This is a genomic window from Streptomyces sp. cmx-18-6 (assembly GCF_046548915.1).
Lineage (GTDB): Bacteria > Actinomycetota > Actinomycetes > Streptomycetales > Streptomycetaceae > Streptomyces.
This window is the reverse complement of the sequence record NZ_JAEBEP010000005.1, coordinates 350201-375650: the sequence shown is the minus strand read 5'-3', so window position 1 is coordinate 375650 and position 25450 is coordinate 350201. Positions and strand designations below refer to the sequence as shown.

General features: G+C 72.9%; 20 protein-coding genes. 9 read left to right on the top strand and 11 right to left on the bottom strand.

Going from position 1 to position 25450, the window contains the following annotated elements; all coding sequences use genetic code 11:
• Positions 1-19 precede the first annotated feature (19 nt).
• Positions 20-862 (top strand): response regulator transcription factor, encoded by an 843-nt coding sequence (locus ACLJPL_RS14775; RefSeq protein WP_411081275.1) that lies wholly within the window; start codon positions 20-22, stop codon positions 860-862.
• Between the two features lie 201 nt (positions 863-1063).
• On the opposite strand, the gene ACLJPL_RS14770 is transcribed toward ACLJPL_RS14775, so the two are convergent.
• Entirely contained in the window at positions 1064-2200 is a 1137-nt protein-coding gene (locus ACLJPL_RS14770) for a winged helix DNA-binding domain-containing protein (protein WP_411081274.1), read from the bottom strand.
• 277 nt (positions 2201-2477) lie between these two features.
• On the opposite strand from ACLJPL_RS14770, the gene ACLJPL_RS14765 reads away from it, so the two are divergent.
• Complete coding sequence (locus ACLJPL_RS14765; RefSeq protein WP_411081273.1) at positions 2478-3353, top strand: DMT family transporter; 876 nt, start codon at positions 2478-2480, stop codon at positions 3351-3353.
• 12 nt (positions 3354-3365) lie between these two features.
• Here the strand turns inward: ACLJPL_RS14765 and ACLJPL_RS14760 are convergent, their stop codons facing one another.
• Both ACLJPL_RS14760 and ACLJPL_RS14755 read right to left on the bottom strand, forming a co-directional pair.
• Complete coding sequence (locus ACLJPL_RS14760) at positions 3366-4403, bottom strand: glutathione S-transferase family protein (protein WP_411081272.1); 1038 nt, start codon at positions 4401-4403, stop codon at positions 3366-3368.
• On the bottom strand, positions 4400-5899 hold the full coding sequence (locus tag ACLJPL_RS14755) for an MFS transporter (RefSeq protein ID WP_411081271.1): 1500 nt from the start codon (positions 5897-5899) through the stop codon (positions 4400-4402). Before ACLJPL_RS14755 ends, ACLJPL_RS14760 begins: the two co-directional genes overlap by 4 nt.
• A 201-nt stretch (positions 5900-6100) precedes the next feature.
• Here ACLJPL_RS14755 and ACLJPL_RS14750 point away from each other — a divergent pair, with 201 nt between their 5' ends.
• The 3 genes from ACLJPL_RS14750 (at position 6101) to ACLJPL_RS14740 (ending at position 10416) form a co-directional block, all read left to right on the top strand.
• Complete coding sequence (locus tag ACLJPL_RS14750; RefSeq protein WP_411081270.1) at positions 6101-6496, top strand: VOC family protein; 396 nt, start codon at positions 6101-6103, stop codon at positions 6494-6496.
• A gap of 157 nt (positions 6497-6653) precedes the next feature.
• Positions 6654-7739, top strand: a complete 1086-nt coding sequence (locus ACLJPL_RS14745; protein WP_411081269.1) for a glycoside hydrolase family 5 protein — start codon at positions 6654-6656, stop codon at positions 7737-7739.
• Positions 7740-8022: 283 nt separating this feature from the next.
• A complete protein-coding gene (locus tag ACLJPL_RS14740) occupies positions 8023-10416 on the top strand; it encodes an endonuclease/exonuclease/phosphatase family protein (protein WP_411081268.1) in 2394 nt (797 codons plus the stop codon).
• 25 nt (positions 10417-10441) lie between these two features.
• Here the strand turns inward: ACLJPL_RS14740 and ACLJPL_RS14735 are convergent, their stop codons facing one another.
• From ACLJPL_RS14735 to ACLJPL_RS14725, 3 genes are read right to left on the bottom strand one after another with little or no spacing between them, the layout of a single operon-like run.
• On the bottom strand, positions 10442-11341 hold the full coding sequence (locus ACLJPL_RS14735; protein ID WP_411081267.1) for an alpha/beta fold hydrolase: 900 nt from the start codon (positions 11339-11341) through the stop codon (positions 10442-10444).
• Positions 11342-11361: 20 nt separating this feature from the next.
• Positions 11362-12630 carry a beta-ketoacyl-[acyl-carrier-protein] synthase family protein gene (locus ACLJPL_RS14730; RefSeq protein WP_411081266.1) on the bottom strand — a complete coding sequence of 423 codons (1269 nt, stop codon included), beginning with the start codon at positions 12628-12630 and terminating at the stop codon, positions 11362-11364.
• Entirely contained in the window at positions 12627-12860 is a 234-nt protein-coding gene (locus ACLJPL_RS14725) for an acyl carrier protein (protein WP_411081265.1), read from the bottom strand. The genes ACLJPL_RS14730 and ACLJPL_RS14725 overlap by 4 nt, the downstream gene beginning before the upstream one ends.
• A gap of 237 nt (positions 12861-13097) precedes the next feature.
• On the opposite strand from ACLJPL_RS14725, the gene ACLJPL_RS14720 reads away from it, so the two are divergent.
• From ACLJPL_RS14720 to ACLJPL_RS14710, 3 genes are all read left to right on the top strand, one after another.
• Entirely contained in the window at positions 13098-13544 is a 447-nt protein-coding gene (locus tag ACLJPL_RS14720; protein ID WP_411081264.1) for a nitroreductase family deazaflavin-dependent oxidoreductase, read from the top strand.
• Positions 13545-13669: 125 nt separating this feature from the next.
• Positions 13670-14338, top strand: a complete 669-nt coding sequence (locus ACLJPL_RS14715; protein WP_411081263.1) for a GOLPH3/VPS74 family protein — start codon at positions 13670-13672, stop codon at positions 14336-14338.
• Positions 14339-14726: 388 nt separating this feature from the next.
• Entirely contained in the window at positions 14727-16280 is a 1554-nt protein-coding gene (locus ACLJPL_RS14710; protein WP_411081262.1) for a peptidoglycan-binding protein, read from the top strand.
• 62 nt (positions 16281-16342) lie between these two features.
• Here ACLJPL_RS14710 and ACLJPL_RS14705 read toward each other — a convergent pair whose 3' ends face one another.
• From ACLJPL_RS14705 to ACLJPL_RS14685, 5 genes are all read right to left on the bottom strand, one after another.
• The gene (locus ACLJPL_RS14705; RefSeq protein WP_411081261.1) at positions 16343-17485 is read right to left on the bottom strand and encodes an XdhC family protein; all 1143 of its coding nucleotides are present in this window, start codon (positions 17483-17485) and stop codon (positions 16343-16345) included.
• Positions 17486-17527: 42 nt separating this feature from the next.
• The gene (locus tag ACLJPL_RS14700; protein ID WP_411081260.1) at positions 17528-18985 is read right to left on the bottom strand and encodes an NCS2 family permease; all 1458 of its coding nucleotides are present in this window, start codon (positions 18983-18985) and stop codon (positions 17528-17530) included.
• 321 nt (positions 18986-19306) lie between these two features.
• Complete coding sequence (locus ACLJPL_RS14695) at positions 19307-21739, bottom strand: xanthine dehydrogenase family protein molybdopterin-binding subunit (protein ID WP_411081259.1); 2433 nt, start codon at positions 21737-21739, stop codon at positions 19307-19309.
• A complete protein-coding gene (locus ACLJPL_RS14690) occupies positions 21736-22335 on the bottom strand; it encodes a (2Fe-2S)-binding protein (RefSeq protein WP_411081258.1) in 600 nt (199 codons plus the stop codon). Before ACLJPL_RS14690 ends, ACLJPL_RS14695 begins: the two co-directional genes overlap by 4 nt.
• Before the next feature lie 2 nt (positions 22336-22337).
• Positions 22338-23228, bottom strand: coding sequence for an FAD binding domain-containing protein (locus ACLJPL_RS14685; RefSeq protein ID WP_411081257.1), 891 nt, complete (start codon positions 23226-23228; stop codon positions 22338-22340).
• Positions 23229-23552: 324 nt separating this feature from the next.
• On the opposite strand from ACLJPL_RS14685, the gene ACLJPL_RS14680 reads away from it, so the two are divergent.
• A complete protein-coding gene (locus ACLJPL_RS14680) occupies positions 23553-25319 on the top strand; it encodes a PucR family transcriptional regulator (RefSeq protein WP_411081256.1) in 1767 nt (588 codons plus the stop codon).
• Positions 25320-25450 lie beyond the last annotated feature (131 nt).

Here is a 25450-nt window from a genome sequence, read left to right as displayed (position 1 = left end):
CGGGAGGAGAGGCGTCGAAGTGCCGGAACCGGTCGATGCGGTCGAGATGCGGGCGGCGCTGTCGGGGCTGCGCCGCACGAGCGGGCTGCCGGTGGCGTTCGGCGGCCTGCTGTCCGACGCGCGCCACGCACGGATCTCCGAGCTGACCGGGGCGCAGACCGGCGCGTTGCGCGGCCTGGTCATCTCGGCCGGAAGCGGCCTCGGCGGCAAGGCCATGGCGCTCGCCCGCCCCTGCGCCGTGACGGACTACACCTCCTCGCGCCACATCAGCCACGAGTACGACACGGCGGTCGCGGCGGAGGGGCTGCGCTCGGTCGTCGCGGTGCCCGTCGTCGTACGGCGGCGGGTGCGGGGCGTGCTGTACGGGGCGTTGCGTACGCCGGTGAGCCTCGGGGACCGTACCTTCGACGCGGCGGTCGCGGCGGCCCGGGACGTGGAGCAGGAGCTCGCGGTCCGCGACGAGGTGCGGCGTCTGCTCCTCCTCACCCGGGAGCAGGCGGCCGGTCCGGGCACGGCCCCGGGCGCCTGGGAAGGCGTACGGGAAGCGCATCGGGAGCTCCGCGCGCTGGTGCCGCGCGTGCTCGACCCGGCGCTCCGGGACGAGTTGCGCGACGTGTGCGACCGCCTCGCGTCGGCGTCCGGGGCGCGGGCCCAGGCGGCCCGGGAGGTGCGGCTCGCGCCCCGCGAGGTGGACGTCGTGGCGTGCGTGGCGGCGGGCGCGACGAACGCGGCGGCGGCCCGTCAGCTGGGGCTGCGGCCGGAGACCGTGAAGGGGTATCTGCGCTCGGCCATGCGGAAGTTGGGGGCGCACACCCGGCTGGAGGCGGTGGTGGCGGCACGGCGGGCGGGGCTGCTGCCCTGACCCCGCCGTGGACGCGCCGGCCTCTCCGTCCCCGGGGCCGATTGGGGGCGTCCGGCCCCTCGGCCCTCAAGCCGGTGGGAGCGGGCCGAGCCCCCAGCCCCCGAAACCGGTGAGAGAGCGCCGGCCCCTCAGTCCCCGAAACCAACGGGAAAGCGCCAGGCCCCTCAGCCCCCCGAACCCAACGGGAGAGCGGCGGGCCCCTCAGTCCCCGAAGTCCAGGAATGTCCCGAACCGGACGTCGTACGAGGTCGCGTCCGTCATCACCGACAGCATCCGCGCCGCCTCCTCGGTGATCTCCGTCCGCTCACCGCCCCGTAGCGTGCGCAGCGGCTGCACGGTCAGGGTCGCCGCTTCCCCGTCCCGCTCGACCTGCCAGACCGCCTCGAGGAACCCGTCGACCAGGACGCTGCCGTACGTCTGGTTGCCCACCCCGTTGCGCCCCTTGTTCACCTCCGCGATGACGCGCGAGCGGTCGTCGTGGCCGAGGAGCACGTTGTCGAACTCGGGCAGGAAGCGCGGCGGGGCCGGGGTGTCGGGGTCGGGGCGCGGGGCGTCGGGGAGGTCGAACAGTTCGACGCCGTTCTCGTCGCGGAAGGTCAGGAGCTCGGGCCGCAGCCGCTCGAAGACCTCCTTGAGCCGGGTGATCCCCGCCCAGCGCTGCATGTCCTTGACGGAGGCGGGGCCGAAGGCGTTCAGGTAGCGCAGGACGGTGGCGTCGGGCGCGGGGGCCGGCTCGGCGGGCCGGCCGAGCCAGTGCTCCACCGTGGTCAGGGCGACCTGCCCGCTGCGCTCCCACAGCCCGCGCGGGGTGACCTGGACCAGCGGAAGCAGGCACCGGGCGGCCACGGTGAGGGCGAGCGGGTCGGCGTCGGGCCACCGGCCGAGCAGCGCCTCGCGCAACTCCTTCACCGGGCGCGGGCGTTCCTCGACGAGTTCCCGGCTGAAGGCGGCGAGCGCGTCCAGGTCCACCCCGTCCAGCCGGCCGCGGAACACCTTGAGCTCCCGGTCGCGGGCCGCCTGCACCAACGGACGCAGGGTCAGCGCGTCCTCCGCCGTATGGGTGTGGAGGGTGGAGCGGAGGGTGACGATCCGGACCGCCTTCCGGGACTCCATCAGGACGGACAGCTCACCGGGGTCGAAGTCCGTCAGCCGGGAGTAGAGCTGGTAGTACGGCGGTTTGGTGTTCTGCGCCTGGAGCCCGAGGAGGTGAGTGACGGCGTCCTCGGCGGACATCCCGGACCGGCGCAGCAGGAGCTGGCGGTCCAGGGTCGCCCGGTTCAGCGCCCGGGTGGTGAGGACGGCGGGGTGCGCGGCGGTGCGGTGCGTCTTCGCGGCCATGGCCCGTACGCTACCGGCGCTTTCCTTACGCCACCGGCGCTTTCCGTGCCCCACGGGCGGTTCCGGTAATGCCACGGCGCTTTCCGTGCCCCACCGGCGCTTCCTCCACGCCACCCGCGCCTCCCGTGCCCGCCGGCGCTTCCCCGACGCCGCCGGTGCTTCCGTACGCCGCCGGCGTTTGCCGACAGCGACGGTCCGCGCCCGTGGGAGTACGGCGGTTAGGCCCACCGGCCCCACGAGCCGCGCGCCCCTTCCCCGCCCGCTCCATGATGAACCGGTGATCAGTGTCCTCTTCGCCGTCCTGACCGCTCTCAGCAACGGTTCCGCCTCGGTGCTCCAGCGCCGGGCGGCGATGAAGGCGCCCGACAGCGAGTCGATGCGCCTTTCCCTGATCGGTCATCTGGTACGCCAGAAGGTGTGGCTGGCCGGGATCGCGCTGGTGATCGTGGCGGCCGTCTGCCAGGCGGTGGCGCTGGCGACCGGGCCGATCTCGGTGGTGCAGCCGATCTTCGTCATCGAGCTGCCCGCGACGCTGCTGCTGGCCGGATGGATGATGCGGGTCCGCGCGCCGCGCACCCTCTGGTACGGCGTCGCGGCGGTGACCGTCGGTCTCGCGGTCGGGCTCGCGTCGGCCGCGCCGGTCGACGGCGCCGACTCCGTACGGGGTGCGGACTGGGTCCCGACGCTCCTGCTGACCGGGGCCTTCGAGGCGGCGCTGATCGTCGCCGCGCTGCGGGTGCGCGGCAACGCCCGGGCCGCTCTGCTGGGGCTGGCCGCCGCCTGCGGCTACGCGCTGACGGCGGCCCTGATGAAGGACGCGATGGCGCACCTGGGCCCGGGCGGCGGGGCCGTCGCGCTGCTGGCGTCCTGGCAGCTGTACGCGACGGCGGCGGCCGGGGTGGGCGCGCTGTTCCTCCTTCAGAACGCCCTCCAGGCGGGCAGCCTGGTGGCCGTTCAGCCGATGCTGACGCTCGGGGACGCGCTGATCAGCATCCTGTACGGGGTGACGCTCTTCGCGGAGGAGCTGCGGACCGGCTGGTGGCTGCTGCCGGAACTGGCCGGGCTGGGGCTGATCGCCGCGGGCTGCGTGGTGCTGGCCCGCTCCTCCCTGGCCACCGAGACGCTCGCGCCGCAGCCGCCCCGGGTGAGCTGAGCGGGCCGCGGGTCAGACCCGGTCGGCCGGCGTGACCCGTTCGTCCTCCCGTACGGGTCCCGGCGGCGTGCCGTCCCCGAACGGGCGGCCGCCGAGCTGCTCGCGGTGGTGCGGGGCGGTCCAGCCGGAGAGATCGGGGCCGAGGGGGACGATGCCGGTCGGGTTGATGCCCGTGTGCACCTGGTAGTAGTGGCGCTTGATGTGGTCGAAGTCGACGGTGTCCCCGAACCCGGGGGTCTGGTAGAGGTCGCGGACGTACGCCCACAGGACGGGGTCCTCGGTGATCTTCGTACGGTTGCACTTGAAGTGGCCGTGGTAGACCGCGTCGAAGCGGACCAGGGTGGTGAAGAGGCGGATGTCGGCCTCGGTGATGGTGTCGCCGACCAGGTAGCGGCGGTCCGCGAGGCGGGCGGAGACCTGGTCGAGGCGGGCGAAGAGGGCCTCGTACGCCTCGTCGTACTCCTGCTGGCCGCTGGCGAACCCGGCCTTGTAGACGCCGTTGTTGACGTCCCGGTAGATGCCCTCCATGACCTCGTCGATCTCCGCGCGCAGCGGCTCGGGGTAGAGGTCGGGCGCGCCGGGGCGGTGCAGGGCGGTCCACTCGGTGGCGAGGTCCAGGGTGATCTGCTGGTAGTCGTTGGTGACCAGCCGCCCGCTCGGTACGTCGACGACGGCGGGGACGCTGACGCCGCCGGGGTAGTCGTGCTCCCGGGCGTCGTATGCCTCGCTCAGGTAGCGGATGCCGAGCACCGGGTCCTCGCCGCCGGGGTCGAGGGTGAAGCGCCAGCTGCGGTCGTCCTGGATGGGGTCGGTGACGGCGAGGGGGAGGGCGTCCTCCAGGCCCAGGAGGCGGCGGGAGACCAGGGAGCGACTGGCCCAGGGGCAGGCCCGGCTGACGACGAGACGGTAGCGGCCCGCCTCGACGGGCCAGCCGTCCCGGCCGTCCTCGGTGATGCGGTCCGCGAAGTGGCTGCGGGACCGCTTGAACGGCTTGTGGCCGTAGGAGGTGTTGCCGTCGCTCCCGGCGCTGTCCGCCGCTGTGTCGTTCATGCCGCGCTCCTCGAAGGGTCGGGGTGTTCTTTCCGTGCACGTCGTCTGCCCCGCCGGTCGGCTCCGACGTCGGCCAGGGCCACGATCAGCGCGGCCAGGACGAAGGCGACCGACACGATCAGGCCGTGGTCGTAGGCGTCGGCCCAGCCCTCGGGGCCGACCTGGGCGAAGAACACCGCCCCCACGGCCGCGATCCCGACCGCCGAGCCGACCCGCTGCCCGGTCTGGAGGGTGCCCCCGGCGCTTCCGGCCCGGGGTACGGGGACTTCGGCCAGGGTCAGCGTCTGGTTCGGGGCGATCACCAGACCGCTGCCGAGCCCGGCGAGGAGCAGCGGCGCGGCCATCGCCCAGCCCGCGCCGCTGCCGGGGACCCAGTGGACGGCGAGGGCGGTGCCGGCGAGGCCGAGGGCGACCATCGTGAGGCCGGCCACCACCAGCGGGCGGCCGAAGCGCCCGACGAGCCGGCCGCCGATCGACGCGGCGACGCCGGAACCGAGGGCGAAGGGGGTGACGGCCAGTCCGGCCTGGAGCGCGGAGTAGTCCAGGCCCGACTGGAGGTAGAGGGTCGTGACGAAGAAGATCGAGGTGAACCCGGCGAAGTAGAGCAGGATCAGCAGGCACCCCAGCCAGTAGGACCGCAGCCGGAACAGCGAGAGGTCCAGCACCGGGTGGGTGGGGCCGCCCGTGCACCGCGCCTCCCAGGCGACGAAGGCCCCGAGCAGGGCGGCGGCGAGGACGACGAGCAGCCACTTGCCGTTGCCGGGCCACTGCTGGGCCTGGACGAACGGCAGCAGCAGGGCCAGCACGCCCGCGCCCAGGAGGATGACGCCGACCGGGTCCAGGTCGCGCGGCCGGACCCGGCCCGCGGAGGGGGTGTCCGGGATCAGGCGGCGGGCCAGCAGGAGGCAGAGGACGCCGAGGGGGAGGTTGACGTAGAAGACCCAGCGCCAGCCGTGGTCGGGGCCCGCCGCCTGGATGAGCAGGCCGCCGAGCAGCGGGCCCACGGCGGTCGAGATCCCGACGACGGTGCCGAACATGCCGAAGGCCCGGCCGCGCTCGCGCCCGGAGAACATCTGCTGGATCAGCGCGGAGATCTGCGGCGAGATCAGCCCGCCCGCGATGCCCTGGACCAGTCGGGCGATCACCAGCCACATGCTGGACTGGGCGGCTCCGCAGGCGGCGGACGCCAGGGTGAACAGGGCGAGCCCCGCCATGAAGACGGCCCGGCGTCCGCGCGCGTCGCCGAGGCGGCCCGAGGGGATCAGGAAGAGGCCGAAGGCGAGGGCGTAACCGGAGAGGACCCATTGGAGGTCGGACTCGGGGGTGTTCAGGCCCTCGCGGATGGAGGGGAGGGCCACGTTGACGATGGAGACGTCCAGCAGGGTCATGAAGCCCGCCACCAGGCAGACCGCGAGCGCCTTCCAGCGCCGGGGGTCGGGGTCGCCGGGGGCGGCGTCGCGTCCGGCCGGACCGGATCGCGCCGCGCTCTGTGCCATGGTTCGCACCTTAGGTCGCGCCGAGTGTTTCCTCATCCGGAACATCCGGAACATGCGGAACATGCGGGATATCCGAAAGATCCGGACCATCCAGAACTTCCGGGGTGCACGGGTCGTCAAGCACCCGGCCGCACCCGGCCCCGGACGGTGTGGCGGCCCGGGCACGGCGTGTCCGGGCCGGCCGGGGGTACCTGTTCCCGCATGACTGTGGAGAAAACGAGCGTTCTCGTCCTTGACTGCGCCGAACCCATCGAGCTGGCCGAGTTCTACGCCGGTCTGCTCGACGCGGAGGTCCGGATCGGCTCCGACCCCGACTTCGTGGAGATCGTCGGCAACGACGGCGTCCGGCTGGCGATCCGCCGGGACCACGGCTACGCACCGCCGAGCTGGCCGCGCCCGGAGGACTCCCAGCAGGCTCATCTGCGGATCCTGGTGAGCAGCGAGGACATCGACGAGGCGGAACGGGAGGCGATCGGGCTCGGGGCCAGGCCCGTCGACACCGGGGACAGCAACAGCGGTCCGCGTGACGTCCGGGTGTACGGGGACCCGGCGGGCCACTCGTTCTCGCTGGCGGTGTACCCGCTGCCGGAGCGCTGAGGAACAGACGCGGACCGAGGGGCCCTTCGGGGCCCCTCACTCATGCGCGCCAATAGACAGGAAACTTTCCCAACACTGTTGACGTCAATTGACAGGAACCTTTACTTTCAGTCGTGCCGCCATGGCGACTCCCACCCCACCCGAAGGGAGCACCACCATGCACCAGCACCCCACTCCCCCCACCGGGCCCACCCCCGCCCCCACGGCCCGCCGCCGCACATTCGCCCGCAAGGCCCTGCTCGCCGCGTCCGCGCTGGGCGTGGTCACCGCGCTCCTGACCCCCGCCCAAGCGGGAGCGGCCCCGGCCCCCGACTCCCCCACCGCCGCGACCCCGCTAGCGGCCAACGGCAGGCTCTCCGTCTGCGGCCGGCAGCTCTGCAACGCCTCCGGCCGGGCGATCGCCCTCAACGGCATGAGCACCCACGGCACCCAGTGGTACGCGCAGTGCGTCACCGAGGGGTCGCTCAACGCCCTCGCCCACGACTGGCGCGCCGACGTGCTGCGCGTCTCCACCTACGTACAGGAGGGCGGGTACGAGAGCGACCCGGCCGGATTCACCGCGCGGGCGCAGAAGTTCATCGACGCGGCGCACGCGCGCGGGATGTACGCGGTGATCGACTGGCACATGCTCACGCCGGGCGATCCGAACGCCAACCTCGCACGGGCGAAGACCTTCTTCACGGCGATGGCGAAGAAGTACCGGAACCACCCGGGCGTGCTTTACGAGATCGCCAACGAGCCCTCCGGGGTGAGCTGGTCGGCCGTCAAGTCGTACGCCGAGCAGATCATCCCGGTGATCCGGGCCCACGATCCGAACGCGGTGGTGCTGGTCGGCACGCGGGCGTGGTCCTCGTTCGGGGTCTCCGAGGGCGCGGACGAGAGGGAAGTGGTGAACAACCCGGTCCGCGCCTCGAACATCATGTACACCTTCCACTTCTACGCGGCCTCGCACCGCGAGGCGTACCTCGACGCCCTGGACCGGGCCTCCGACAGACTCCCCGTGTTCGTGACCGAGTTCGGCACGCAGAACTACGCGGGCGAGGGGGCCGACGACTTCGCGATGTCGCAGCGCTACCTCGACCTGATGAAGCGCAAGAAGATCTCCTGGACCAACTGGAACTACTCCGACGACCACCGCTCAGGAGCCGTCTTCAAGACCGGGACCTGCGACGGCTCCGACTGGACCGGGACCGGAGTCCTGAAGCCGGCCGGGGTCTGGATCCGCGAGCGCATCCGCCAGTGACCCCGGCCGCGCGCATCATGAGGAACGGCGGTGCGGAGAAGCGTCGTTGAGGACGGCCCGGACGGCCGTCCCTCAGGAGGGTGTCGCCGGGGCGTTGCCGCTCGTGACGGGCGTGCGGCGGGCTCCGGCGGCGGCCCGGCCGAGGGCCGCGCGGCGGCCGGCGCGGGACGCGGCGACCTGCCATCCACCCGGATGATGCCGGGAATTAACCGATGATGCCTTGTCACACCCTGTTCTACGCGCATAGTTTTTGGCCCTCACTACCAAGTTGGGGGCACCTCCCGTGCAGATATCCAGATCCGGTTCCGTCCTGCTGACCGGCGCCGTCGCCGTCGCGCTCGCGGTGACCGCCCTGCCCGCCGCCCACGCGGCCCCGTCCGCCACCGCCGTGATCTCCGAGGTGTACGGCGGCGGGGGCAACGCCGGCGCGACGCTGACCCGTGACTTCGTCGAGCTCGCCAACGCCGGTTCCGCGCCGTTCGAGGTCGGCGGCCTCAGCGTCCAGTACCTGCCGGGCGCCCCTTCCGCCGGTTCGCAGTGGCAGGTCTCCGAGCTCACCGGGACGATCGCCCCCGGCGGCCGCTACCTCGTCGCCCAGGCCGCGGGCACCGGCGGCACCGTCGCCCTGCCCGCCCCGGACGCCACCGGGACCATCGCGCTGGCCGCCGCGAGCGGCACCGTGGCCCTGGTCTCCGGCACCACACCGCTGACGTGCAGGACGGCTGCGGACTGCGCGGCGGAGCCCCGGATCGTGGACCTGGTCGGCTACGGCTCCGCGGTCGTACGGGAGGGGAGCGGCCCGGCCACCGGCGCGTCGGCCACCGCGTCCGTCTCCCGGTCCGCCTCGCTCGCCGACACCGACGACAACGCGGCCGACCTCTCGGCCGGCGCCCCGACCCCCGTCAACGCGGCCGGTGAGACGTCCGGCGGCGGCCAGGAGCCGGAGGAGCCCGGCCCGACCGAGCCCGGTCCCGTGCGCATCCACGACATCCAGGGCGCAACCCGCGTCTCCCCGCTCGACGGCACGACGGTCACCGGCGTCCCCGGCATCGTCACCGGCGTACGGACGACGGGTTCGCGCGGCTTCTGGATCCAGGAGACCGCGCCCGACAAGGACGCGCGCACCAGCGAGGGCCTGTTCGTCTACACCGGCTCCGCCGCACCGGCCGTGAAGGCCGGGGACGCGGTCCTGGTGAGCGGGAAGGTGGCCGAGTACTACCCGGGCGCCGGCACCCAGTCGATCACCCAGCTCACCGCGCCCCGCACCACCGTCCTCTCCTCCGGCAACGCGCTGCCCGCCCCGGTCGTCCTCGACGCCCGCTCGGTGCCCGGCCGTTACGTCCCCTCGGCGGGCGGCGGCACGATCGACGCGCTGCCGCTCAACCCCCGGCGTTACGCCCTGGACCTGTACGAGTCCCTGGAGGGCGTCCGCGTCCGCATCGCCGACACCCGCGTGACCGGGGCGACGACGGCGTACGACGAGATCTGGGTGACGGTCAAGCCGAAGGAGAACCCGACCCGGCGCGGCGGCACGCGCTACGCCTCGTACGCGGACCAGAACACCGGCCGGCTCAAGGTGATGTCGCTGGATCCGGCGCAGCCGATCCCCGCGGCGAACGTCGGCGACGTGCTGAAGGGCCGCACCACCGGCGTGCTGGACTACGCCAGTTACGGCGGCTACAACGTGCAGGCCACCGAACTGGGCACGCACGTCGACAAGAAGCTGCGGCGCGAGGTGACCCGCAAGCAGAAGAAGGACGAGCTGGCGGTCGCCACGTACAACGTCGAGAACCTGGACGCGGCCGACGCGCAGGCCAAGTTCGACACGCTGGCCGAGGGCGTCGCGGTCAACCTGTCCTCCCCCGACATCATCTCGCTGGAGGAGATCCAGGACGACAACGGCCCGGTCAACGACGGCACGGTCGGCTCCGAGGCGACGCTGAAGCGGTTCACGGACGCGATCGTCGCGAAGGGCGGCCCCCGTTACGCCTGGCGCTACATCGCCCCGGAGAACAACAAGGACGGCGGCGAGCCGGGCGGCAACATCCGCAACGTCTTCCTCCACAACCCGAAGCGGGTCTCCTTCGCCGACCGGCCGGGCGGCGACGCCACCACACCGGTCCAGGCGGTCAAGACCCGCAAGGGCGTCGAGCTCTCCGCCTCCCCCGGCCGGATCAACCCGGCGAGCCCGGCGTGGGAGTCCAGCCGCAAGCCGCTGGTGGGCGAGTTCACCTTCCGGGGCGAGCCGGTCTTCGTCATCGGCAACCACTTCGGCTCCAAGGGCGGCGACCAGCCGCTGCACGGCCGCTTCCAGGAGCCGACGCGTTCCTCGGAGACGAAGCGGATCCAGCAGGCCGCCGAGGTGAACACCTTCGTCGCCTCGCTGCTGAAGGCGGACAAGTCGGCGCGGGTGGTGGCGCTCGGGGACTTCAACGACTTCGAGTTCTCCCCGACGTTCACGGCGCTGACCAAGGGCAAGGTGCTCAAGCCCCTGATCACGACGCTGCCCTCCTCGGAGCGGTACAGCTACGTCTTCGACGGCAACTCGCAGACGCTGGACCACATCCTGACGAGCCCGGCGGTCCGGCGCTTCGACTACGACGTGGTGCACATCAACGCGGAGTTCGCCGACCAGGCGAGCGACCACGACCCGCAGGTGGTCCGTCTCCGGCGGTGAACCCGGGACCCGGCGGGCCGGACTCTCAGATCCGGCCCGCCGGTGCGCCCGCCTGACGCGGCAGGGGGACGGAAGCGCCCCCGCACTCCCCCTCCGTGAAGAACCGGGCCACCAGCTCCGCCACCTCCACGGCCCGCTCCAGGACCACCCAGTGGTCGGACTCCCCGATCGTCAGGAACCGGCTCCCCTCGATGGTCGCCGCGAACTCCCGCTGCCGCTCCGGCGGGGTCACCGTGTCGTGCTCCCCGGCGAAGACCAGCGCCGGTACGCCGCTCAGCCCGCCGGAGAAGTCCGGCCGGTCGGCCAGCGCCCGGTACAGCGAGTCCGCCGCGTGCGGCGAGTGCGTGAGCGCGTGCAGGAAGGAGCGCCGCACATAGCGGCGGGCCAACTCCCGTCGATGCACCACCCGTTCGGGGTCCAGGCACATCAGCGCGTCGGCGGCCAGTGCCGCGAACCCCTCCTGGTCCCCGGCCGCCAGCAGCTCCCGGCCCCGCTCCCAGCGGTCGACCTGCGCGGTGTCGATATGGACCGGTACGCCGCCGAGGGCGAGCCGCGCCACCCGCTCGGGGTGCCGCTGGGCGAAGCCGAAGGCGATGGCGGTGCCGTACGAGAAGCCGAAGAGGTTGACCCGGGGCGCGCCGAGGTCGTCGACGATCCGCAGGACCGCGCGGCGCAGGATGTCGGCGCTGGGGCCGGGCGGGAGGGGGTCGGCGGTGCCCATGCCGGGCAGGTCGGCGGTGACCACGTCGGCGGCCGGGCCCAGGTGGTCGTCCATCTGGGGCCAGCCGTACATGCCCTGGAGCGCGCCGCCGAGGACGAGCGCCGGCGCGGTGACGGGGCCCCCGCCGCTCCCGTCGCACGGAAGGACGCGATAGCCGTAACGCACTCCGTCGACCGACAGGCTTCGGATGATCTCCTCGGACATGTTCATCGACTCCCTTCCGGTCAGGCTCTGGTGAGGACGAGCGCCGCGTTGTGGCCGCCGAAGCCCAAGGACGTCTTGACGGCGCAGTCGAAGGAGGCGCCGCGGGCCTCCTTCGCGACCACGTCGAGCGGGATCAGCGGGTCGGGGACGTCCAGGTTGACGGTGGGCGGGACCAGTTGGTGCTGGAGGGCGAGCACGGTGAGTGCGGCCTCGATGCCGCCGGCCGCGCCGAGGGTGTGCCCGGTCATCGCCTTGGTCGAGGTGACCAGAGGGCTTTCGCCGAGGACGCGGCGGAGCATGGTGGCCTCGATGAGGTCGTTGGAGAGCGTCGAGGTGCCGTGGGCGTTGACGTGGCCGACGTCGGCCGGGGAGAGCCCGGCGTCCGCGAGGGCGGTGCGCAGGGCGCGTTCGATGCCGAGGCCCTCGGGGTCCGGGGCGACGGCGGAGTGGGCGTCGCTGGAGGCTCCGTAACCGCTCACGTGGGCGCGGACGAAGGCCCCGCGGGCGCGGGCGTGCTCGGGGTGCTCCAGGACCAGCAGGCCCGCGCCCTCCCCGACGACGAAGCCGTCGCGGTGGGTGTCGAAGGGGCGGCAGGCGGCCGCGGGGTCCTCGCGGCGGGTGGAGACGGCCTTGAGGCTGCACGCGCTGGCGATCAGGAGGCGGGTGCAGGTGGATTCGGCGCCGCCCGCGATGACGATGTCGCAGGCTCCGGAGCGGAGCATCTGGTGGGCGGTGCCGATGGCGACGGTGCCGGAGGAGCAGGCGGTGGAGACGGCCTGGCTGGGGCCCCGCACGCCGAGGTCCAGACTGACGCTGCTGGCCGCGCCGTTGACGACGCTGAGCGGGGCGAGCTTCGGGGAGACCCGGCGGGGGCCGCGCTCGGCGAGGGCGGCGTTCTGCTCGTCGTAGAAGGGCAGCCCGCCGTGGGCGGAGCCGATGACGATGCCGACCCGTCCGCCGTCCCAGACCGAGGGGTCGAGCCCGGCGTCCGCGACGGCCTCGCGGGCGGCGATCACGGCGAGCTGGGCGAAACGGTCCATCAGCCGCTGCGCGGCCACCCCGAGCACCTCGCGCGGGTCGCAGTCGGTGACGGAGTAGAAGAAGTCGCAGGGCAGGCCGTCGAGTTCGGGCCGGGGGCCCACGGACGGGGTGAGCCCCTCGGTGACGCCGTGCCAGGCGGCCCCGACGCCCGTACCGGCGGCGGTGACCAGGCCGACCCCGGTGACGGCGGCGGCGAACGGGGCGAGCGGCGAACGGCGGTAGGGCGCGGGGGCCGCTGGGGCGCTCATGCGGTCGCCTTGACGTGGACGACCTCGATGAGGCGGCCGAGGGTGTCGCGCGAGGTGAGCGCGACGTCCTCCAGGTCGACGTCCAGCCGGTCCTCGATGAGCAGCCGCAGCTCCTCCAGGGCGAGGGAGTCCAGCCGCAGCCGGTGCAGCGGAACGTCGGGGCGGATGGCCTCGGGGTCGGTTCCGAACTTCGCTACCAGCAGGGCGCTGATCTCTTCCGAGGTGCTCATTGGCGCTCCTGGGCTCAGTGACGCGGTGACGCCGGCCGCGCGTTGGGGGTGAGGTGGGATGGGCCATCGGGGGACGCCGGCTGCTCCGGAAGGACCCTTTATACGCCTTCCGGGACGGCTTCTCGGCCCTCGTTCCCCCGTGCGGTGGGAGGGCTGTCCAGGTGTACGAATCCCCCGGCGCGCCCGGGTGGGGTGCCAGGATGGGCGGACGGACCGTACGAGGTGGAGGAGAGGCGCATGGCGGCGGAAGCGGACGGCGCGGCGGAGGTCGAACTCAGCCCCACCGGCTGGGTGGCCCGGCAGGCGGAGCTGTACGAGTCGTCCGGCGGGACGAAGGGCACGACCCAGCTGGGGGTGCCGTGTCTGCTGATGGATTACGTGGGGCGGCGCAGCGGGGCCGTGCGGCGGACGGTGCTGATGTACGGGCGGGACGGCGACGACCATCTGATCGTGGCCTCCAACGGCGGCTCCGACCGGCCCCCGCTGTGGTACCTCAACATCCGGGCGAACCCCGAGGTCGAGCTCCGGGTGGGCACGGAGCGCTTCCCGGCCCTCGCGGCGACCCTGCCGGCCGAGGAGAAGGCCCGGGTCTGGCCGCGTCTGGTGGAGCTGTTCCCGCGCTATGCGCAGTACCAGGCGGGCACCGAGCGGGACATCCCGGTGGTCCGGCTGACCAGGCGCTGAGCGGGCTGGGCTGTCCGGCGGGCCGGCGGACCGGCTGGCTGGGCCTTCCGTCCGGCCGAGCGGGGCTTTCCGTCCGGCGGACGGGCCGTCAGCATCATTGTCGACGTCTTCGAGAGGAACCGTTCATGACCACGGCGAAAGACCTGTTCATCATCGCCATGAGCCCGGAGCCGGAGCACGCCGTGGGGCAGGGCGACCTGTCGCTCGCCCTCGCCGGAGCCGAGCTGATCGATCTCATCACCGCCGGGGCCGTCACGCTGGACGGCGACCGCATCGTGCCGGGCGGACCGACGCCCCCGGCGGACCGGCTCCTCGACGAGGCCGCGGCACAGCTCACCCGGCAGCCGCCGCACGAGCCGGTGGAGGACTGGCTGTGGCGACGGGGCCAGGACCTCGCGGCCGCCTACCAGGCGGCACTTGAGGAGGACGGCGAGCTGACCCGGAAGCGCGGCGGCCGGCTGTCCTTCGGCCCGGAACGCGTGGAGCCGGCCGACACGCCCGCGCGCCGGGCGGCGGCGGAGCGCTGGGAGGAGAGGGAGCCCGTCCTGACCGCCCTCGCCTCGGCCGTGGGCGTCGACGGCGAAGGGCCGGACGGCGAGGAGAGGCAGGACGGCGAAGGGCCCGGCACCGACCGGCCCGACGACGAGCGGCCCGGCGACGAGCCCGGCCTCGGGGGCGACGCCGCGACGACCGTGGTGGCCGCCGTCCACGACGCGGTGATGGAGCTGGAGGCCGTACGTCAGAGGCGGACCATCGAGAACGCGGCCTTCGCCAACCTCTGGCGCGGGCCGTGACCGGCGGCGCGGGCCGCGACCGGGTCCGCAGCCGCAGCCGGGACCGCAGTCGAGGCCGGGACCGGAACCGGCCTCGGGAGGGGCGGGCGCAGGTCCGGCCCCTCCCGAACCGCTGACGGCCGAGGCGGAGCCGTTCGGCCCATCCCCCACCCCGTCGAGTGATGCGCACACTCACCCGACCAGCCCTAATTGCCCGTCAACTCCCTGAAAAATCAAGCCAGTTGCGCGACACACCAGCTCCCGCCCATCGTTGTCATGCCCTTCTCACCTCGCTAGCCTGGGTGCGCTCGACGCCCTCGGTCCCCTCACCCCGGGCCGAGGGCCTTTCTCTTCCCCCCGCGGATTCCCCAGAACATCCCCCGAGGTTTTCCAGAGAGCAGGAGCCCCCATGCCCAGACGTCCCGCTGCCCGCACCCGGGCCCGCGCCTCATTCCTGGCGGCCCTCACGGTCACGGCGCTCGTCGCCACCGGCCACCCGGCGACCGCCGCCCCGGCGCCGCCCGCCGCCGACCCGCTGAACAACGCCTTCGACCGGGCGGCGCGGGAGTACGGCGTACCGCGCGATCTGCTCGCCGCGGTCGGCTACGGCGAGAGCCGGCTCGACGGCCACGCGGGGCTGCCCAGCCAGGCGAACGGCTACGGCGTCATGCACCTGGCGAGCAACCCCGAGAACCGCTCCCTGGAGAAGGCGTCGGCGCTGACCGGCGAGTCGGCCGACCGGCTGCGCCGGGACAACGCCGCGAACATCCTGGGCGGGGCCGCCGTCCTGCGCGACCACGCCGACCGCCTCGGCCTGGACCGCGCGGAGCGGAGCGACGTCAACGCCTGGTATCCGGCGGTCGCCCGCTACAGCGAGGCCGAGGGAACGGCCGCCGCGCTCTACGCCGACACGGTGTTCTCGTTCCTCGCCGAGGGCCTGACCGCGACGGCCCCCAGCGGCGAGAAGGTACGGGTCCCCTCCCGCCCGGTCGCCCCGGACAAGGACGAGGTCCCCGCGGCCGGGGTCTACGCGCAGAGCCCCGACTACCCCTCGGCGCTGTGGGTCCCCGCCTCCTCCCAGAACTACGCCACCGGGCGGACGGCGACCATCAACAAGGTGGTCGTCCACGTCACGCAGGGCTCGTACGCCGGTTCCATCAGCTGGTTCCAGAACCCGGCGTCCCAGGTCAGCGCCCACTACGTGATCCGGTCCTCGGACGGGGAGATCACCCAGACGGTCCGCGACTCCAACACGGCGTGGCACGCCCGCAGCGCCAACTCCTCGTCCATCGGACTCGAACACGAGGGGTACGTCGACAACCCGGCCTGGTTCACCGACGCGATGTACCGCTCCTCCGCCGCCCTGACCGCGCACCTCAGCGCGCGCTATGACATCCCCAGGAACCGCACGCACATCGTCGGGCACAGCGAGGTCCCCGGGAACGACCACACCGACCCCGGGGTGCACTGGGACTGGAACCGCTACATGCAGCTGGTCGGGGGCGGCCCCGGCACCGGCGGCGACAGCCTGACCTTCCCCTCGTACGCCCTCCAGCAGTCGGGCTCCTCGGGCCCGCAGGTGAAGGCGGTGCAGCAGTTGCTCAACGCCCAGGGTTATGCGGCCGGCACCGCGGACGGCCTCTTCGGCCCGGCCACCAAGACCGCCGCGCAGGCGTTCCAGCGGGCCCGCTCGCTCACCGCTGACGGCGCGGTCGGCCCGAAGACCTGGACGGCCCTGCTGTCGGCCGGCACGACCCCCGCTCTCGCGCGCGGCGGCTCCGGCGACGCGGTGAAGCGCCTCCAGCGCTCCCTCACGGCGGCGCTCGGCACCACCGTGAGCGTGGACGGCAGCTTCGGCCCGACGACGGAGACGGCCGTGCGCACCTACCAGAGCAGCCGCGGCCTGAGCGTCGACGGCAAGGTGGGCCCGGCCACGTGGGGGGCGCTCCAGGCGGGGCGCTGAGCGAGGGTGCGCGCCCCCGGGCACCGCGCCCGGGGGCGCGCAGAGCGCCGGGCCCGGCTGTTTCAGGCCACCGACGCGAGCGGCTGGCCGCTGCTGTCGTGGTGGATCGGGGTGTGGGCCCCGGTGAGCGGTACGCCGCTGCCGCCGCGCCGGACCGCGACGATCTCGGCGGCGATGGACAGGGCCGTCTCCTCCGGCGTACGGGCTCCGAGGTCGAGGCCGATCGGCGAGTGCAGCCGGGCCAGTTCGCGGTCGGTGAGGCCGACCTCGCGCAGCCGGTCATTGCGCTCCAGGTGGGTGCGGCGCGATCCCATCGCGCCGACGTAGGCGACCGGGAGGCGCAGGGCGGCCTCCAGCAGCGGCACGTCGAACTTGGCGTCGTGGGTGAGGACGCAGAGCACCGTACGGGCGTCGGTGCCGGTCCCCGCGAGGTAGCGGTGGGGCCAGTCGACGACGATCTCGTCGGCGTCGGGGAAGCGGGCGGCGGTGGCGAAGACCGGCCGGGCGTCGCAGACGGTGACCCGGTAGCCGAGGAACTTCCCGGCCCTCACCAGGGCTGCGGCGAAGTCGATCGCGCCGAACACGATCATGCGGGGCGGCGGCACGCTGGACTCGACCAGGAGCTGGATCGGCCGGCCGCAGCGGGAGCCCTCCGCGCCGATGGCGAGCGGGCCGGTGCGGCCCCCGTCCAGCAGGGCCCGGGTCTCGGCCGCGGCGGTCCGGTCGAGCGCCGGGTGGCCGCCGAGCCCGCCCTCGTAACTCCCGTCGGCCCGGACCAGGAGCGGGCGCCCGAGCAGTTCCTCGGGCCCGTCCGTGATCCGCGCCAGGGCGGCCGCCGTCCCCTGCGCGGCGGCCGCGAGCGCGGCGGCGAACACCGGGCGGGCGGGGTCGTCCGCCCGTACCGGTGTGACCAGGATGTCGATGACGCCGCCGCAGGTCAGGCCGACCGCGAAGGCGTCCTCGTCGCTGTAGCCGAAGCGCTCGCGGACGGAGTTCCCGTCCTGAAGGGCCTGTTGGCACAGTTCGTAGACCGCGCCCTCCACGCATCCGCCGGAGACCGAGCCGATGGCCGTGCCGTCGCGGTCGACGGCGAGGGCCGCGCCCGGCTGCCGGGGCGCGCTGCCGCCGACCGCCACCACGGTGGCGACGGCGAACTCGCGTCCCTGCGAGACCCACCGGTCGAGCTCTTCGGCGATGTCCAGCATGGCGTGTCTCCTTTGGACGAAGAGAGGGAGGGACGGCCGGCGTCAGTGGACGCCGAGCCAGCTCTCGATCGGGTTGAGGGCGAAGAAGACGATGAAGATCACCGTCAGTCCCCACATGAAGGCCCCGACCTCGCGGGCCCTGCCCTGGGCGAGCTTGATGGCGGAGTACGCGACGACGCCCGCGGCGACACCGGTGGTGATGGTGTACGTGAAGGGCATCAGGACCACGGTCAGGAAGACCGGGATGGCGACGGAACGGTCGCTCCAGTCCACGTGCCGGGCGTTCTGCATCATCATCGCGCCGATGACGACGAGGGCGGCGGAGGCCACCTCGGTCGGCACGATCGCGGTGAGCGGGGTGAAGAAGAGACAGGCGGCGAAGAAGAGGCCGGTGACGACGGAGGCCAGCCCGGTCCGGGCGCCTTCCCCGACGCCGGTGGCCGATTCGACGAAGACCGTCTGTCCGGAGCCCGAGGCGACACCGCCGATGACGCCGCCGGCGCCGTCGACGAACAGCGCCTTGGACAGGCCCGGCATCCGGCCCTTGTCGTCGGCGAGCTTGGCCTCGGTGCCGACGCCGATGATGGTGGCCATCGCGTCGAAGAAACCGGCCAGCACCAGGGTGAAGACGATCATGCCGACCGTGATCACGCCGACGTCGCCCCAGCCGCCGAACTCCACGTTGCCGAAGAGGGAGAAGTCGGGTGCGGAGACCGCGCTGCCCTCCAGGGCGGGCGGGCCGCTGCTCCACGCCTTGGCGTCGATGTCGACGATCGCGTTGAGGACCATGGCCACCAGCGTGCCCACGACGATGCCGATCAGTATCGCGCCGGGGATGTTGCGCGCCTGGAGCATGAAGATGAGGAGCAGGGTGACGCAGAAGATCAGCACGGGCCAGCCGGCGAGTTCACCGGCCGGGCCGAGGGAGACGGGGGTCGCCTGGCCCTGGTGGACGAAGCCGGCCTTGTAGAGGCCGATGAGGGCGATGAAGAGCCCGATGCCCATGGTGATGCCGTGCTTGAGCGCGAGCGGAATCGCGTTCATGATCAGCTCGCGGAGGCCGGTGACCACCAGGAGGCAGATCACCACACCGTAGATCACGCACATGCCCATGGCCTGTGGCCAGGTCATGTTGGGCGCGACCTGCGAGGCCAGCACGCCGGAGACGCTCAGTCCGGCGGCGAGCGCCAGGGGCACCTTGCCGACGAAGCCCATGAGCAGGGTCGTCGCGGCCGCCGCGAGGGCGGTCGCGGTGATCAGGCCGCTCTGGCTGAGGAAGTTCTCGTCGACGTCCTTGCCGCCGAGGATCAGCGGGTTGAGCAGGAGGATGTACGCCATGGCCATGAAGGTCGTGACGCCGCCGCGCACCTCGCGCGCGACCGTGGAACCTCGTTCGGATATGTGGAAGTACCGGTCGAGCCATGATCTTCCGGCGGGGACGCGCGAGCCGGGGCCCGCGGCCTCCGGACTGGTCTTCGGTTCCACTGACTGCTGGGTCATGATGCCTGACTCCCAAGGTTCACAGGGGCACCCGCTTGGAGATTCCTGAATGCGGGATTTGGGATGACTGCGTCGGCTGCACGACCCGGGGACGGCCGGGACGAACTGTTGAAGCAGATACGGATGTGCCGGCGGCACGGATGATCCGTGAGGCGCTGCCGTGCTGTCGGCACGGCGGAGAACCGCGAGCGGTGCGGTGCTCGGTGTCTCCGGGCGGTGCGGTACGCGGGGAAGTGTGACGTTCTCGGCCATGCGCACCGCCCGGAGAGTCCGGGGGGGGACCGCTCGGAGGGGGCCGGGGGTGATCCCCCGGCCCGCCTCTCAGGTACCGGTGAGGTGCTCGGGGCGTACCGGGGTCCTGTCGAGCTGGAGTCCCGTCGCGTTCCGGATCGCCGCGAGGACGGCCGGGGTCGACGACAGGGTGGGGGCCTCGCCGATGCCGCGCAGCCCGTACGGGGCGTGCTCGTCGGCGAGTTCGAGCACGTCGACGGGGATGGTCGGCGTGTCGAGGATGGTGGGGAGGAGGTAGTCCGTGAAGGAGGGGTTGCGCACCTTCGCGGTCTTCGGGTCGACGATGATCTCCTCCATCACGGCGACGCCCATGCCCTGGAGGGTGCCGCCCTGGATCTGGCCGAGGACGGAGAGCGGGTTGAGCGCCTTGCCGACGTCCTGGGCGCAGGCCAGTTCGATGACCTTGACCAGGCCGAGTTCGGTGTCGACCTCGACGACCGCGCGGTGCGCGGCGAAGGAGTACTGGACGTGGCCGTTGCCCTGTCCGGTGCGCAGGTCGAACGCCTCGGTGGGCCGGTGGCGCCACTCCAGCTCGATGTCGATCGCCTCGTCCTCCAGGACGTCGGCCACGTCGGCCAGGACTTCGCCGCCGTCGGTGACGACCTTGCCGCCCTCCAGGAGGAGTTCGGCGGTGGCCCAGGCCGGGTGGTAGGTGCCGAACTTGGTGCGGCCGAGCTCCAGGACCTTCTCCCGTACGGCTTCGCAGGAGTTCTTGACCGCGCCGCCGGTGACGTACGTCTGGCGGGAGGCGGAGGTGGATCCGGCGGAGCCGACGCGGGTGTCGGCGGGGTGGATGGTGACCTGGTTGACGCCGAGTTCGGTGCGGGCGATCTGGGCGTGGACGGTGACGCCGCCCTGCCCGACCTCGGCCATCGCGGTGTGCACGGTGGCGACCGGCTCGCCGTTGATGACCTCCATCCGGACCCGGGCGGTGGAGTAGTCGTCGAAGCCCTCGGAGAAGCCGACGTTCTTCAGGCCGACCGCGTAGCCGACCCCCCGGACGACGCCTTCGCCGTGGGTGGTGTTGGAGAGCCCGCCGGGCAGGGCCCGGACGTCGACGGAGGTGCCCTCGCTGCCCGCCGACAGCCACTCCTGCTCGGGCGGCAGCGGCCGGGACTTGACGCGGCGCAGCAGCTCGGCGACCGGGGCCGGCGAGTCGCAGGGCTGGCCGGTGGGCAGCAGCGTGCCCTGTTCCATGGCGTTGAGCTGCCGGAACTCCACCGGGTCCATGTCCAGCTTGGCGGCGAGCTTGTCCATCTGCGCCTCGTAGGCGAAGCACGCCTGGACCGCGCCGAAGCCGCGCATCGCGCCGCAGGGCGGGTTGTTGGTGTAGAGGGCGATCGCCTCGATGTCGACGTCCTCGATGACGTACGGGCCGACCGAGAGCGAGGAGGCGTTGCCGACGACCGCCGGGGAGGCGGAGGCGTAGGCCCCGCCGTCCAGGACGATGCGGCACTTCATGTGCGTGAGCTTGCCGTCCTTGGTGGCGCCGTGCTCGTAGTGGAGCTTCGCGGGGTGGCGGTGGACGTGGCCGAAGAACGACTCGAAGCGGTTGTAGACGATCTTGACGGGCTTGCCGGTGCGGAGCGCCAGCAGGCAGGCGTGGATCTGCATCGAGATGTCCTCGCGGCCGCCGAAGGCCCCGCCGACGCCGGAGAGCGTCATCCGGACCTTGTCCTCGGGCAGGCCGAGGACAGGGGCGATCTGGCCGAGGTCCGAGTGCAGCCACTGGGTGGCGACGTACAGCTCGACGCCGCCGTCCTCGGACGGCACGGCGAGACCGGACTCGGGGCCCAGGAACGCCTGGTCCTGCATGCCGAAGGTGTACTCGCCGGTGACGATGACGTCGGCGCGCTCGGCGGCCTTGTCGGCGTCGCCCCGGATGATCGGCTGGCGGTGCACGATGTTGGGGTGCGGGACGTGGCCGATGTGGTGGTCGTCGCGGCCCTCGTGCACGAGTACGGCGTCGGGAGCGGTCGCCGACGCCTCGTCGGTGATGAGGGGCAGCTCCCGGTACTCGATCTTGATCTTGGCGGCGGCGCGGCGGGCCGTCTCCGGGTGGTCGGCGGCCACGATGGCGACCGGCTCGCCGTGGTGGCGGACCTTGCCGTGGGCGAGGACCGGGGTGTCCTGGATCTCCAGGCCGTAGTTCTTCATCTCGGCGGGCAGGTCGTCATAGGTCAGCACCGCGTAGACGCCGGAGGTGGCCAGCGCCTCGGAGGTGTCGATGGAGACGATCTCGGCGTGCGCGACGGTGGAGCGCAGCGTCTGGCCCCAGAGCATGTCCTCGTGCCACATGTCGGAGGAGTACGCGAACTCCCCGGTGACCTTCAGGGTGCCGTCCGGGCGGAGCGTGGACTCGCCGATGCCGCCCTTGGTGGGTGAACCCTGGGTGATCTTGGTGGGCGTGCCGGCCGGTACGGTCTGGGCCTTGGGCATCGCGGCTTCGGGGTGCGTCGTCATGACTGGAGGGCCTCTCCCTGACGGGCGGCCGCGAGGCGGACCGCGTCGAGGATCTTCTCGTAACCGGTGCAGCGGCACAGGTTGCCGGAGAGCGCCTCGCGGATGTCCTGGTCGGACGGGGAGGGGCTGTTCTCCAGCAGTTCGTCGGCGGCGATCAGCAGGCCGGGGGTGCAGAAGCCGCACTGGACGGCTCCGGCGTCGATGAACGCCTGCTGGATCGGGGAGAGTTCGAGGGCCTCGCCGGTCTGGCCGTCGGTGGGCTTGGACTGCCAGCGCTGGGCGGCGTCCAGGGTGGTGCCGCACGCGCCGGAGGCGCAGCCGCCGCCGGGGTGGGCGTCCTGGCGGTGCTTGGCGTAGTCGGCCAGGCCCTCGACGGTGACGACCTCGCGGTCCTGGACCTGGCCGGCGGCGACCAGGCAGGCGCAGACCGGGACGCCGTCGAGGCGGACCGTACAGGACCCGCATTCGCCCTGCTCGCAGGCGTTCTTGGAACCGGGCAGCCCCATCCGCTCACGCAGCACGTAGAGGAGGGACTCGCCCTCCCACACGTCGTCGGCTTCCTGCGGACGGCCGTTGACCGTGAAATTGACTCGCATGGTTACGCAGCTCCTTCCAGCGCGCGGCCCGCGCCGCGGTACTGCTCCCAGGTCCAGCCGAGCGTGCGGCGGGCCATGATGCCGACCGCGTGCCTGCGGTACTTCGCCGTGCCCCGTACGTCGTCGATCGGGTTGCAGGCGCCGGACGCGAGCGCGGCGAACTGCTTGGCGATCGAGGGGGTGATGATCTTGCCGCTCTCCCAGAACCCGCCCTCGTCGAGCGCGGCGTTCAGGAATGCCTCGGCCTCCTTGGCCCGGACGGGCGTCGGGGCGGCGGAGCCGATGCCGGTGCGCACCGTGCGGGTCTCGGGGTGCAGGGCCAGGCCGAAGGCACACACGGCGATGACCATCGCGTTGCGGGTGCCGACCTTGGAGTACTGCTGGGGCCCGTCCGCCTTCTTGATGTGCACGGCGCGGATCAGCTCGTCCGGCTCCAGGGCGTTGCGCTTGACGCCTGTGTAGAAGGCGTCGATGGGGATCAGCCGCGTTCCGCGGACGGATTCGGCCTCCACCTCGGCCCCCGCCGCGAGCAGCGCCGGGTGGGCGTCACCGGCGGGCGACGCGGTGCCCAGGTTGCCGCCGACCCCGCCGCGGTTGCGGATCTGCGGGGAGGCGACGGTGTGCGAGGCGAGCGCCAGACCGGGCAGCTCGGCGCGCAGGTGATCCATGATGGCGCTGTACGGAACGGAGGCGCCGAGCCGCACGCTCTCCTGGCCCGCCTCCCACTCGGACAGCTCACCGATGCGGTTCAGGTCCAGAAGGTACTCGGGCCGCCGGTGGTCGAAGTTGATCTCGACCATCACATCGGTGCCGCCCGCGATGGGCACAGCCGTGGGGTGCTCGGCCTTGGCGGCGAGCGCCTCCTCCCAGCTGGCGGGGCGAAGGAAGTCCATGAGTGGCTCTCTTCTTCTCAATCGGGTCGTTCGCTGGGGCTGGGGACGGCCGGCCCTGGACTGGCTCGTATGGCTCGTTCATGTGGTGTTCACGTGGTGTGTGGCCCAGTACACAAGCCAGGACCCGGTGGGTGCAGTCACCGAAACACTGAAGGAGTTGGCTGGTCTCCGTCCTCGTCTTGTAGATTCGAACGAATGGCGGGGATCCGTAACCTCACCGCAATTCACAGGTACCCGTTTCCCCCTGGGCCCCACCCCACGGCCCCCGGGCGACGTACCCCCTCAAGCAATCCCTCCCCTACGGAAAAGATCGGCGGCGACGAGATGCGGCTGCGCGCACTGCTGGAGACCGACGCGCTGGGCCTGCGGCTGCTCGGCGGCGACGACGAGCTGGACCGCACGGTCCGGGGCGTCATGACGACCGACCTGCGCGACCCGAGCCGCTACCTCTCCGGCGGCGAGCTGGTGCTCACCGGGCTCGCCTGGCGGCGGGACGCGGCCGATTCCGAGCCGTTCGTCCGGATCCTGGCGGGCGCCGGGGTCGCCGGGCTGGCGGCGGGTGAGGCGGAGCTCGGCGACATCCCCGCCGACCTGGTCGAGGCGTGCCTCCAGCACCGTCTGCCGCTCTTCGCCGTGCACGAGACCGTGGCGTTCGCGACGATCACCGAGCACGTCGTACGCCAGGTTTCCGGCGAGCGGGCCGGGGACCTGGCCGCCGTGGTGGACCGGCACCGCCGGCTGATGACCTCGGGCCCGGCGGGCGGCGGCCCCGAGGTCGTCCTCGATCTGCTCACCTCCGACCTCGACCTGCGGGCCTGGGTCCTGTCCCCCACCGGCCGCCAGATCGCCGGGGCCGGAGACCCGCTGCCCGGACCGCTGGGCGCGACGCTGGCCGGACAGCACCTCGCGGCGACCCGCACCGGACGCCGGGGCCCGCACCGGACGTCCGTCGCCGGTACGACGTACTCGCTCTTCCCGATCCGCAACACCGGCCGGGGCGCGGTCCCGGCCGCCCGCGACGTCCGGGAGTCGGTGCTCTCCGACTGGCTGCTCGCCGTCGAGGCGGACGCCTCGGACTGGCCCGCCGCCCGGCTCGACCTGCTCCAGGGCGTCACCCAGCTGATCGCGGTGGAGCGCGACCGCCGCGACGCGGCCCGTACGGTACGCCGCCGGCTCGCCCAGGAGGTCCTGGAGCTGGTCCAGGCGGGCGCGGCTCCCGCCGAGATCGCGGCCCGGCTCCGGGTCGCGGCGCCGGTCCTGCTGCCGGGCCTCGGCGTCGCCCCGCAGTGGCAGGTCGTGGTGGCCCGGGTCGACTGGGCCGCCGCGGCCGGGGCGTCCGGGGCGAGCGGCGTCCCGGACGACATCGCGGGCGGCCCCGTCGCCCAGGCGCTGCTGGAGGAGATCCTGGTCGACCCGGCGGTCAGCGGCCCCGACTCCGCCGACCGCATCGCCGTCGCCCACACGGGCGAGGAGGCCATCGCCCTCGTACCGCTGCCTGCCGTGCCCGCCCCCCTCCCCGAGACGGTAGACGCCGCCACCGACAGCGCCTCCGCACCGGAATCCGGGGCCGGGGAGGCCCCCGCGGCACAGGACCCCGCGCTGCACGCCGACGCGCTGCTCGCCTCCGTACGCGAACCGCTCTCGGCGGGGCTCGCCGACGACGGGCGGCTGACACTGGGTGTCAGCGCGGCCGTGCACTCCGCCGAGGGGCTGCGCGGTGCGCTGGAGGAGGCCCGGCACGCCCGGCGCGTGGCGGCGGCCCGGCCCGGACGCGTCTGCGCGGCCGGCCACCATGAGCTGGCCTCGCACGTGCTGCTGCTGCCGTTCGTCCCCGACGACGTCCGCCGCGCCTTCACCGCCCGGCTGCTGGACCCGCTGCGCGACTACGACCGGCGGCACCGGGCGGAGCTCATCGAGACGCTGGAAGCCTTCCTGGACTGCGACGGCTCCTGGACCCGCTGCGCGGCCCGGCTGCACCTCCACGTCAACACGTTGCGCTACCGCGTCGGCCGAATCGAGCAGTTGACGGGTCGTGACCTTTCCCGGCTGGAGGACAAGCTCGACTTCTTCCTCGCCCTGCGTATGAGCTGATCTACGGGCCCCGCCGGAGGGCGGGTCCGCTCCCCCCGTTTGTGAATTCCTTCACCTGACATCAGTCGGACCCCTTGGCCCGGCGTGCCAATCCGTGCTGAGATGCGGGCCAGACTCGGACCCATCGGTTG